The sequence below is a fragment of the Paractinoplanes deccanensis genome (genome assembly GCF_016862115.1).
GTDB lineage: Bacteria > Actinomycetota > Actinomycetes > Mycobacteriales > Micromonosporaceae > Actinoplanes > Actinoplanes deccanensis.
Map to the genome: position 1 here is coordinate 1 of NZ_BOMI01000179.1, position 10,824 is coordinate 10,824.

The 10,824-nt window shown below is 70.3% G+C and carries 10 protein-coding genes; 6 read left to right on the plus strand and 4 right to left on the minus strand.

Annotated elements, in window-relative coordinates; genetic code table 11:
- On the minus strand, positions 1 to 2,779 hold a 2,779-nt coding region (locus Ade02nite_RS42635), incomplete at its 3' end, for a DNRLRE domain-containing protein (protein ID WP_203776560.1).
- 166 nt (positions 2,780 to 2,945) lie between these two features.
- Between Ade02nite_RS42635 and Ade02nite_RS42640 the strand changes: the two genes are divergently transcribed.
- Both Ade02nite_RS42640 and Ade02nite_RS42645 read left to right on the plus strand, forming a co-directional pair.
- A complete protein-coding gene (locus tag Ade02nite_RS42640; protein ID WP_239169453.1) occupies positions 2,946 to 3,548 on the plus strand; it encodes a TetR/AcrR family transcriptional regulator in 603 nt (200 codons plus the stop codon).
- A complete protein-coding gene (locus Ade02nite_RS42645) occupies positions 3,548 to 5,158 on the plus strand; it encodes an MDR family MFS transporter (protein WP_498370407.1) in 1,611 nt (536 codons plus the stop codon). Before Ade02nite_RS42640 ends, Ade02nite_RS42645 begins: the two co-directional genes overlap by 1 nt.
- 58 nt (positions 5,159 to 5,216) lie before the next feature.
- Here the strand turns inward: Ade02nite_RS42645 and Ade02nite_RS42650 are convergent, their stop codons facing one another.
- Positions 5,217 to 5,573 (minus strand): STAS domain-containing protein, encoded by a 357-nt coding sequence (locus Ade02nite_RS42650; protein WP_203776563.1) that lies wholly within the window; start codon positions 5,571 to 5,573, stop codon positions 5,217 to 5,219.
- A gap of 392 nt (positions 5,574 to 5,965) precedes the next feature.
- Between Ade02nite_RS42650 and Ade02nite_RS42655 the strand changes: the two genes are divergently transcribed.
- On the plus strand, positions 5,966 to 6,871 hold the full coding sequence (locus tag Ade02nite_RS42655) for an AraC family transcriptional regulator (RefSeq protein ID WP_239169454.1): 906 nt from the start codon (positions 5,966 to 5,968) through the stop codon (positions 6,869 to 6,871).
- A gap of 1,228 nt (positions 6,872 to 8,099) precedes the next feature.
- Here Ade02nite_RS42655 and Ade02nite_RS42660 read toward each other — a convergent pair.
- A complete protein-coding gene (locus Ade02nite_RS42660; protein ID WP_239169455.1) occupies positions 8,100 to 8,468 on the minus strand; it encodes a hypothetical protein in 369 nt (122 codons plus the stop codon).
- A gap of 249 nt (positions 8,469 to 8,717) precedes the next feature.
- On the opposite strand from Ade02nite_RS42660, the gene Ade02nite_RS42665 reads away from it, so the two are divergent.
- Entirely contained in the window at positions 8,718 to 9,008 is a 291-nt protein-coding gene (locus tag Ade02nite_RS42665) for a hypothetical protein (RefSeq protein WP_203776567.1), read from the plus strand.
- A gap of 4 nt (positions 9,009 to 9,012) precedes the next feature.
- Here the strand turns inward: Ade02nite_RS42665 and Ade02nite_RS42670 are convergent, their stop codons facing one another.
- Positions 9,013 to 9,909, minus strand: a complete 897-nt coding sequence (locus Ade02nite_RS42670) for a Gfo/Idh/MocA family protein (protein WP_203776569.1) — start codon at positions 9,907 to 9,909, stop codon at positions 9,013 to 9,015.
- A gap of 71 nt (positions 9,910 to 9,980) precedes the next feature.
- On the opposite strand from Ade02nite_RS42670, the gene Ade02nite_RS42675 reads away from it, so the two are divergent.
- Together Ade02nite_RS42675 and Ade02nite_RS42680 are read left to right on the plus strand one after the other, a co-directional pair.
- Complete coding sequence (locus Ade02nite_RS42675) at positions 9,981 to 10,346, plus strand: hypothetical protein (RefSeq protein ID WP_203776571.1); 366 nt, start codon at positions 9,981 to 9,983, stop codon at positions 10,344 to 10,346.
- Entirely contained in the window at positions 10,339 to 10,752 is a 414-nt protein-coding gene (locus Ade02nite_RS42680; RefSeq protein WP_203776573.1) for a hypothetical protein, read from the plus strand. The genes Ade02nite_RS42675 and Ade02nite_RS42680 overlap by 8 nt, the downstream gene beginning before the upstream one ends.
- The last annotated feature ends 72 nt before the right edge of the window (positions 10,753 to 10,824 follow it).

A 10,824-nucleotide genomic window follows, 5' to 3' on the forward strand; every position in this document is an offset into this window, starting at 1 on the left:
CGAGGTAGGTGACCTCGAGGGCCGGGCGCAGCATCGGCTCCGACGCCTCGGACGACAGCAGCATCGCCCGCGCCGTCTGGTTGACCTCGTCGCGCTGCTTGAGCAGCAGGCCGTAGTTGCCGCCCGGGGTGGCGACCCAGGACTTCGCGGCCGGGGTGACGTTCCAGGTGGCCCACTCGGGGTCGTTGGTGAAGCCGTTGTTCGCAGCCGACCAGCTCGTGTCGTACGCGCCGCCGTCGGTGCCCCACGTGGTGGTGCCGTCGGTCGTCTTCCAGGTGGCCTTGGTCTGGTCGAAGCCCTTGGTGAGCTTGTAGACGTCGACGTACTCGTCGGTGTCGGTGCCGGGATAGAGCGCGACGTTCCACATGCGCAGCTGGGCGTCGGTGACCTGGGCGTCGGCCGGGATACCGGAGATCGGGAACCGGACCAGGCCGCGCGTGTCGCCGTACAGCGTCGAGTTGTTGCCGGGCGACACGTAAGGGTCACCGGCGTAGCTGTTCACGTTGGTCGTCTGCAGGGTGCCCGAGATCGTCGTGTCGGTCACGCCGGTACGGAAGATCTTGGTGATCTGGCCCGCCTTGGGCAGCATGGCCGGCACCGTCGGACCGGGGAGGATCTTCCCGTCGGTGGTCTTGACCGCGACCATGTAGTAGAAGAACTTCCGCTTCATGATGTCGGTCTCGGCCGCGGCGGTCGGCGCCGCCGTCGTGTCCTGGAAGCTCGTCGCGCCCTTGGCCACCGGGGCGACCAGGGTGGCGGCGGACGGGGTGTACAGCTGGAACGGGCTGCGGTGGACCTGATATTCGGCGATGTCGGTGCCGGTGTACGCGGGCCAGTCCAGCAGCGCGCCGGTCGCCGTGATGGTGGTCGGCGGGTTCACCGTCACACCCGGTTTGCCGTACGTGATGAGCAGCTTCGGCAGGTTGGCGTCACGCCGCTCGTTGTTGTACGCGTACTCGGACGCCTCGTAGATCGCGCCGCCCCGGTTGAGCCCCTCGTCGGTGGCCTTGACCATGACGCCGTAGTTCGGCTGGGTGCCGTTCACCCACTCCTGCACCACGTCGCGGATCGGGAACGACGTCCAGAAGCTCGACTTCGAGCCCTGCTTGAGCGAGGCCTTCTTGGTGAAGCGGACGGCGTCGGCGATGACCGCCTTGCTCGCCACGTCACCGAGCACGACCTTGCCGGTGGTGCCGGCCGCGAACGGGTGCGTGCCCAGCGCCTTCCAGCCGCCGGCCGCCACCGGGGTGGTCTGGTCGACGGTGTAGGTCTTCGAGCCGCCGTTGTAGTGGACGGTGTACGGCGCGTTGGCGGCCCGGTCGGACTCGCCGACGTAGTGCACCTCGACCAGGTAGTCACCGGCCTCGGTGATCGTCGGCACCCACGTGTACGTCTGACCGGTCGCCGCGTCGTTGTTGACGCGATAGTCGTTGCCGATCGCCTTCGCGATCAGGGCCGTGTTCGCCGAGCTGGTCCAGGTGCCGACCGCCGAGGTGCCGGCGTCGCCGTCGTCGACGGTGACCATGTTGCCGGCCGGCAGCGCCGCGATCGCCCCGTTCGCGCTCGTCCACGTGGCCGTCGACTCCGACCACGACGAGGTGATCCGCCGTGCCTCCAGCGCCACGTCGTTGCCCGAGGGAGGCAGCGTCTGGTCGTAGTACAGCTGCAGTTGCGCGTCGTCGATCGCGGTGCCCGCGGGGATCGTGTTCAGCAGGTCGAACCGGACCATCGACCGCCAGATGCCGGCGGCGTCGGTGCCTGCCTTCAGCTGGTATCCGGTGCCGTAGTTCGTGCCCGGCGCCGCCGAGGAGATCTGGGTGTCCTGCGCGTCGGTGGGCACCGGCTGCACCTGGATCGTCGGGTCGATCACGATCGGGTACGCGCGGGCCTTGTCGTTCAGCCACGCCGGGTCGGCGGACACGGTGATCGCCGAGCCGGTGACCGTCTGGGTGACCTTCGTGCTCCGGGCGCCCTTGGCGTCGTACATGTAGGGCGCCGGCATGCGCAGCACCACCGCGCCCGACGCGCTCAGGAACGAGATGGAGCCGTCCGCCTCAGCCCGCGGCGTCAGGCCGTCGGCGTCGAGCGAGAACGTGTACGAGGAAGCGCCCGCCTTCCGCAGGACGATCTTCTCCTTGAGCTCCGTCGAGCTCACCTCGTAGACCAGCTCCACGCCGTCCACGGGGTAGGTCACCGTCGAGCCGGACACCTTCGGCGCCACCTTCCGCGCGGCACCCGGCAGGCCCAGCTCGATCGACCGGCCGTCCTTCTCGAACCGCACCAGCTCATCGGTCTCGTCGCCGAACAGGCTGGTGAACGTGTTGGTCGCGTTGCCCTGCACATAGCCGGCCCGGCCGGTCGGCTTCACCGACGTGTCGATCGGCTGGAACGTGCCCTTGGCGTCGCGGTAGTTGACCGGCACCGCTGACATCTCGGCCTGGAGCCGGCCGTCCGAGAGCTGGTAGACCTTGCCGTTCGCGGTCCGCTTGGCGGCGACCTCCCGCACCCGCTTCTGCGCCGGCCACTTGCGGCCCGGCTCCGCCGGCTGACTGACCTCCAGCCCGGCCGGCACAGGCACGGTCTCGGCCCGGCCGCCGCCGTCGCTGCCCACCAGGCCCCGAGCCGCGTCGCCGAGGCGGTCAAGCAGCCCCGGCTCCTCCGAAGCACTCGCCCGTACGGCGTCCCCGTCGTCCCGCGTCGCCACGTAGACCCACGATCCGGTGCCCAGCACCAGCCCGAGAGCCAGAACCGCGGCGAGCGGCCCCCGTCGTCCTCTCATGCCCCGCCCCTCCGTCATCGACGTGCGTCGAAGGGAAGGTACGGAGCAGATCTATACGCAAACGCATCGCCGACATACTTTCCGTGACCAGGCCATCGGCGAGACCCGCATCACTGCACAGACTAAAAGTTTGCAGTGACTGCAACTTAGTGCTTAGCCTGCGCGTGTGCTCACTCGCCGGGATCGGAAGAAGCAGCAGACCAAGGCCGCGCTGATGAGCGCCGCACTACGGCTGGCGGACGAGCGTGGGCTCGACCACGTGACCGTCGAGGAGATCAGCGAGGCGGCCGACGTGTCGCCGCGGACCTTCTTCAACTACTTCGCCACCAAGGACGACGCGATCATCGGCGAGCAGATCGCCGACGGCCCCAGCGTCTGCGACCGGCTCCTCGCCGTGCCCGCGGAGGTGCCGCTGATCCCGGCGATGCTCGAGGCGCTCGCCCCCGAGATCCAGCAGTTCCAGGCCGACCGCGAGATCTGGCTGCTCCGCATGCGGGTGATCAAGAACAATCCCTCGCTGCTGCCCCTCCTCGTCGCCCGCGGGGGCATCGCCGAGCGGGAGTCCGCCGGCGCGATCGCGACCCGCCTCGGCCTGCCGGCCGACGACTACTTCGCGCTGCTCGCCGCGACGCTGACCGGCACCGCCGTGCGCGCCGCGATGATGCGCTGGGCCGATTCCGAGGGGCACGACGACCTCCCCCAACTGGTCCGCGAGGCCTTCGGCGTCCTGGCGGAAGGCCTCAACACTCAGAGAAAGAAAGGCGACTGATGACAGTCACCAGCCCGTCCGAGAAGCCGGATTCGGGCCTTCAGGCGCAAGTCGCGGACGACGCGGCGAACGGGCGGATGTCGCGCGGCGAGGTCGTCCAGGCCCTCTCCGGCCTGATGCTCGGCATGTTCGTGGCGATCCTCGCCTCGACCGTGGTCTCCAACGCGCTGCCCCGGATCATCTCCGATCTCGGCGGCAGCCAGTCGATCTACACCTGGATCGTCACCACCGAGCTGCTGGCGATGACCGCCACCGTCCCGCTCTGGGGCAAGCTCGCCGACCTCTACAGCAAGAAACTGCTCGTCCAGCTCTCGCTGCTGCTCTTCGTCGCCGGCTCGCTGATCGCCGGCTTCACCCCCGACGTCGGCGTGCTGATCGTCAGCCGCGCGGTGCAGGGCATCGGCGCGGGCGGCATGACCGCGCTCGCCACGATCGTGATGGCGTCGATCATCCCGCCGCGCGAGCTGGGGCGCTACTCCGGCATCTTCGGCGCGGTCTTCGGCGTCGCGACCATCGCGGGCCCGCTGATCGGCGGCGTCATGGTGGACACCTCCTGGCTCGGCTGGCGTTGGTGCTTCTTCATCGGCGTGCCGTTCTCGATCGCCGCGATCATCCTGCTCCAGAAGACGCTGCACCTGCCGACCGCCCGCCGGCAGGTGAAGATCGACTGGCTGGGCGCCCTGCTGATCACGGCCGGCGTGAGCACCCTGCTGATCTGGTCGACGCTGGCCGGTCAGCACTTCGCGTGGGCGTCGTGGGAGACCGCGATCTTCGTGGCCGGCGGTGTCGTGCTGCTCGCCCTGGCGGTGCGGACCGAGTCGAAGGCGCCCGAGCCCGTCGTACCGCTGCGCATCTTCCGCAACCGCACGGTCACCCTGGCGATCGTCGCGAGCGTGCTCGTCGGTGTGGCGATGTTCGGCGGCACGGTCTTCCTGTCGCAGTACTTCCAGGTCGCGCTCGGTAAGTCTCCGACGGTCGCCGGCCTCATGAGCCTGCCGATGATTTTCGGTCTGCTGATCTCCTCGACGGTCGCCGGCGCGCTCATCACGAAATTCGGCAAGTGGAAGATGTACCTGGTCGCCGGCGCGATCGTGATGACCGTCGGCATGCTGCTGCTCAGCACGATCGACGCGAAGACGAGCGTGCTCATGCTCTCGGTGCATATGGCGGTGCTCGGCATCGGCGTCGGCATGCTCATGCAGAACCTGGTGCTGGCCGCGCAGAACGACGTCCCGGCGGCCGAGCTGGGCGCGGCCACCTCCGCGCTGACGTTCTTCCGCAGCATGGGCGGCGCGATCGGCGTGAGCGCGCTCGGCGCCGTGCTGGCCAACCGGGTGACCTCGCTGACCGCCGAGAAGAGCGGCGCGGCGCCGTCGAGCGGCGGCTCGGCCGAGGTGCCCGACGTCAGCACGCTGCCGCCGCAGGTCCTGGCCGTCGTCAGGGACATCTACGGCACGGCGACGTCCGACCTCTTCCTGGTGGCCGCGCCGATCGCGTTCCTCGCCGTGATCGCGGTGGTCCTTATCAAGGAGAAGCCGCTGTCGACCCTGAGCGGCGACGAGCGCCGCGCTCAGGAGGAGGCGGCCGCCACCGGCATCGCGCTGCACTGACGGCACGCGGGTGGGCCCGGCGGACAACCGGGCCCGCCCTCGCCGAGCCGGGCGAGGATCAGGACGGGCGCAGACCCACCGACGTACGCGGTGAGGGCGGCTCCGCGCAGCCCAGCAGGCCGACCAGCCCGGAGACCCAGAGCTGGCGGTAGACCGTGGGGCTCGGGTGGCTGACCACGAGCTTGACGCCGCTGGCGGCGGCCGTGTGGAAGCAGGCGACGAGAATGCCGATGCCGATGCTGTCGATCAACATGACCCGCTGGAGATCCAGGCAGATCTTGCCCGGCGTGGCGCTGGTCAGCACGTCGTTGACGGCGTCACGCATCACGTGGGCGTTGTCAAGGTCGATCTCCCCGCTGGGCGCGATCTCGACGGTGCCGTCGGCCAGCTGGCGGGTGGTGATCGGCAGATACACGGCTGCCCTCTTCCTGGCGTCGAGCGGGCCGACGCCGACCTACCGCACGGAGGACGCACTTCCGGTGACACGATGAGAAAAATCGTGGCCTGGTGGCGTCGGGCGCCTCGCCCGGACGCCGCGCTCCCACCGCGCTCCTACAACAATCCGCTGGTCTGCAAGTTACGCCACGTAGGCGCGGAACGCCAGAGTAGTTCATATGGCCTGAATGTGCTGGAACGGTCAGCGCCCGGCTGGAACGTTGACGTTCCACGTATCGGGGCCGAATACTCACGGTATGCAATGGAGCGCGTCTCGGCATGGCTGAGGTTCTACCGAGGTCCGACCACGCGTGCTCCGAGGCGCCGGACGTCGTCCATCTCAGCAGCGTGGACATCGATCAAGCACGTTCGGTGCTGAATCGGTTCTACTACCCCGTGGCAGTCGGCATGTCCGACGGCGCGGGACCCTTCGCGCTGGGGATGGAACTGATCCAACTCGGACCCCTGACCGTCGGCCAGCTCAGCTTCTCCACGGCGGTGACGCTGCTGGTCGCCGAGCTCGACGCCTACCACGTGAGCATGCCGACCAGCGGCCGGCTGCACGCCCGGCACGCCGGCCACGAGATCGTCGCGACGCCGTCCACAGGTGTGGTTTTCGGTCCAGGAAGCCCGGTCTACACCTCCCGCGAGGCGAACTCGGCCGAGCTGGCCGTCAAGATCGAGCGAAAGGCCCTGGAAGAGGAGCTGTCCGCCCTGCTGGGCCGCCCGGTCGACGGGCCGATCGACCTGCCACCCGAGATCGACGTGTCCAGCGGGCCGGGACACAGCTGGAGCCGGTTGGTGCGCCTGCTGCGCGACGAGCTCGAATACGCCCAAAGCCTGTTCTACCAACCGATGATCGCCGAGCAGCTGCGCAGCGCCGTGCTGAGCGGCCTCCTGCTCAGCGTCCCGCACAAATACCACTCGGAGCTGACCGCCCCCGCCACGCCCGGCCCCCCACGCGCGATCCGGCGGGTCGTGGAGGCCATCCAGGGCGAGCCCGAGCGCCCGTTCACGGTGACGGACCTGGCCCGCATCGCCGGCATGAGCGTCCGCTCCCTCCAGGACGGCTTCCGCCGCCACGTCGGGGCCGCCCCGATGACCTACCTCCAACAGGTACGCCTCACCCGAGCACGCGAGGCGCTGCGCGACGCCGACCCCTTACGGGTGACAGTGGCCGCCGTCGCCCACCGGTGGGGATTCGCCCATCTGGGGCGTTTCGCTTCCGCTTACCGCACCCGCTTCGGCGAGTCCCCGTCGGAGACCCTGAGGTCCTAGAACCACGGCGGTACGTCGTCGCGCCCCAACCCTTCGCATCCACGCGCCCCGCCAGCTTGGTGCGCCCGTCTTGCGACCGGCCGCCCTGATGCGGCCCGTCTCGCGCCTCACCACCTCGGCACGCCCCATCTCGGGCCCATTACCTCAGTGCGCCCCATCTCGCGCTCCACCACCTTCGACGCGCGGCACCTCCCACTTTGACGCACCCCATCTCGCGGCCCACCACTTTCGACGCGTCGGGCACCTCCTCCACGCTGATGCGTCTCGTCTCGTGATCCCGCGCCCAGTTCACACTTTTTATCCTTTTGCACCGTGAGGCAGTTGCCGCGGACGCAAGGGGCGAGGGCGACAGGCCAGGGCGAAACGCCAGGGCGCGGATAAAGGGGGCGGGGAAAGAGCGCCCGGGTCACGGGCTCGGGAGCGCAGCGCGCGTATGACGCCCAGACAAAGGCGCGCGGGGCGCACGAGTGAACGCAGGGCGTAGGAGCATAGGCGCAGGATTTCAGGGACGCGGCCGTGCGAGGACGCGGCCTCCGGAGCCGCCCGGCTTCCGGCGCGCGGGCGTGCGGCATCTGGGCATCCGGGTGCGCGGCTTCCAGGCGTGCGGCATCCGGGCATCCGGCATTCAGGTGCGCGGCTTCCAGGCATCCGGCATCCAGGCGTGCGACGTCCGGGTGCGCGACCTCTGGTGCGCAACCTCCTGCTACGCGACGTCGGGGCGCGCCATGCGGGCGCGCGACGTCCGGGTGCGCGACCTCTGGTGCGGCGGGCGGCGTCCGGGCGCCCGCGCAGGAGTGCAAGACGCAGGAGTGCAGGGCTGAAGGAACCCGAGGGGGCGGGGCGCCAACAGGACAAGGGCGCCTGGCGGCCACGAGCACGCGAACGGCACGCCAGCGCAAGGACAATGGCAAGGCGGACACGAGGGCCGAGGGGCACGGCCGGCACGAGGACCAAGAGGCACAGCCCGCACAAGGGCCGAGGGGCACGGCCCGCACGAGGACCAAGAGGCACAGCCCGCACAAGGACAAGAGGCACAGCCCGCACAACCAAGGGGCACGGAGCGGCACGGGCACGCGAGGGGTGCGGCGAGCACGAAGGGCACGAGAACGCGACCGGCACAAGGACGCAGGCCGCGAGGCGACAGAGCGCCGAACCAGCCCGCACGAAGGCCGCAAAAGGCAACTAACCCGACATCAGGGCAGGCGGCGACGCAGGGCCGTAAGGAGGATCACTCGCCGGGGTCGCTGCGGCGGGGCTGGGGCACCTCGTTAGGGGCGCGCCCGGTCGTCGGGGTGAAGCCGAACAAGTGGCCGCGCGGCGGCACCCACTCGCGCCACGGGCCGAGGCGGGGTGGGGTGGGTGTCAGGTCGCCGTCGCCGGGGCCGCGTAGTTCGCGCAGGTAGGCCACCACTCGGGAGGCCGCCTGGCTGCCGTCCTCGGCGAGGCTGACCAGCAGGTGGCGGGCGTCCTCGGCCGCCGGATCGTCCGCGTCGAGGCCGGGTATGTCGGCCGCCGAACGGCGCAGCAGCGCCGCCAGGCCGGCCAGGGCCTGCATCACGTCACACGCGTCCCGCTCGGCATCGGACAGGCTGGTCACGTCGCGCTCCCCCTCACCGGGCCCGCTGGGTCTCGGGCCGACCGGCGCATGCCCCCGCCGGCCGTCCGTTAACGGGCGCCAAGGCGAAAATGTATTCGGCCCACTACTAAGCGTCCATCCGTAACGCGCAGGTCCTGTCCAGTTAGCGCTCAGTTTGACCGGCGTCTGCTTGATCGTCCGTTTCGGCCCATGGTCGAGGGCGGCGCGAACGGGGTAGTAACCGCATCAGCTAACCATGGGGAGGACATCATGACCGACGAGATTCGCCCGCCGCTGGAGGAGTCGCAGGAGGTCGCGGACGCCGTCGAGGACGACGTCGCGGTCGACGCGTTCATCACCGGCGGCGGAGCCGACCGCGACAACCCGGACTTCCTCGAGCCGGGCCAGGAGCCCCACTGGCGCACCGGCGCCGACCAGCCGTGGGATCCCGAGGACCTGGCCGTCGCCGAGGGCAAGGACCCGACGCCCGAGAACGTCGAGAAGGCCCGCGAGGAGCTCGACCGCGACGGCGCCGCCGCGATCGAGCGGACGGTTCCCTGAAAATCTAGCCGACGGCGACCGTACGGCCCGTGGTGACCGCCTCCTGAGCAGCTGCCAGGACGGCGGTCACCTGAGCGCCGAAGCGGACATCCAGCTCGACCGCGGGACCGCCGGCCGCCGCGGCGATCAGCTGGTCGAGGCCGTGGCGCAGGGCGTCGACCGGTGACCACGGCGCCGAGGGCACCGTCCGTACGCCGGCCTCGCCGGAGAAGGTGGCGTCCTCGCGCTCGGCGGCGGCCGGCGCATCGAGCGACAGGGTCAGCGTGCTGATCGCCCCGCGCTCGTGCCGCAGCAGCAGGTGGGTCATGTCCGGCGCGCCGGCCATCGCGGCCACCTCGGTCACCGGGCCGAGGATCGGCAGCACCAGGGCCAGCGCGTGCGGCCCGACGTCCCAGAGGCCGCCGCTCTCCTGACGCCACGGCGACGCCCCGAAGGGGTTGTCCGGCGTGAAGATGCGGCCGAGGTGGACGACCCGCCCCTCCACCCAGCCGCCGGTCGCCGCCGCGTCCGCGACGAACTTCTCGATCTCCGGCATCAGCCGCCGGGTGAAGAAGACCAGCGAGGCGAGGTTCCTCTCGGCGACGGTCGAGGCGATCGACGACGCCTCGGCGACGGTGAACGCGACCGGCTTGTCGAGCACCAGGTGCTTGCCCGCCTGGGCGGCGCGCAGCGCGATCGGCGCCTGCACGTCCGGCGGCAGCGCGATCGCCACGGCGTCGACGTCGGCGATCAGGTCGTCCACTTCGGCGTACGGCTTGGCGCCGTGCTCACCGGCTAGCGCGGCGGCCTTGTCGGGATTGCGCCCCCAGACCCCCACGAAGTCGACATCGGAGTGCGCGGCGAGTGCGGGTGCGTGCGCCAGATGCGCCCAGGGTCCCGTACCGAAAAGTCCGAAGCGCATAGGAAGTTGCCTGCCTCTCTCGTGGCCCAGCCGCAAGCTACCAGGCCCGGCCGGATCAGTACGCTGTGCCGGTGAACGGTCCCCTCTCGGTGGCGACGATCATCGCCGCCCTAGTGCTGGCGGCGTGGTTCCTGTTGCGGGCGGCGCTCGACCGGGCGCCGAGCAACCTCGACCTCTGGGCCACGCTGGTGCTCAGCGCGCTGGTGGCGGTGCTGGTCGCGGTCGCCGTGGTGGGCCTGTTCGACGGCTCGCGCCCGAGCGACACGCCCACCTTCCTGGGCTACCTGGTGACGACGCTCGGCTTCGGGCCGGTCGCGTTCTACCTGGCCAGGCTGGAGCCGACCCGGTGGGGCAGTCTCATCCTCGGCGTCGCCTGCCTGGTGTTGCCTGTTCTCGTGCTGCGCCTGCAGCAGATTGCGTCGGTGACCGGTGCCTGAAACGTCCACCCGCCCCGAGGATGCCGCCCTCGGCACCGGCCTCGGCCGCGTGCTGCTGCTGGTGTACGGCATCTTCGCGCTCTCGGCCAGCGCCCGCGCGCTCGTCCAGATCTCCACGCACTTCAGCGAGGCCCCGCTGGCCTACCTGCTGTCCGCCTTCGCCGGCCTGGTCTACATCTCCGCGACCGTGGGCCTGGCGGTCGGCGGCGCCCGCGGCCGCATGATCGCCCTGGTCAGCTGCACGATCGAGCTGCTCGGCGTGCTGATCGTGGGCACGCTGAGCATCGCCGACGCCGTGGCCTTCCCCGACGACACCGTCTGGTCACACTTCGGCAGCGGCTACGGCTACGTCCCGCTGGTGCTGCCGTTCATCGGCCTCTGGTGGATCTGGCGCCACCGCCCTTAGAGAGCGCCACCGCCCTTAGAGAGCGCCACCGCCCTTAGAGAGCGGCACGGCCCGCAGAGAGCGGCACGGCCC

Bases quoted from the DNA above. Each gene is read 5' to 3' on its own strand.
- Ade02nite_RS42645 (WP_498370407.1), top strand. From the start codon at position 3,548: ATGACAGTCACCAGCCCGTCCGAGAAGCCGGATTCGGGCCTTCAGGCG.
- Ade02nite_RS42670 (WP_203776569.1), bottom strand. From the start codon at position 9,909: ATGCGCTTCGGACTTTTCGGTACGGGACCCTGGGCGCATCTGGCGCAC.
- Ade02nite_RS42665 (WP_203776567.1), top strand. From the start codon at position 8,718: ATGACCGACGAGATTCGCCCGCCGCTGGAGGAGTCGCAGGAGGTCGCG.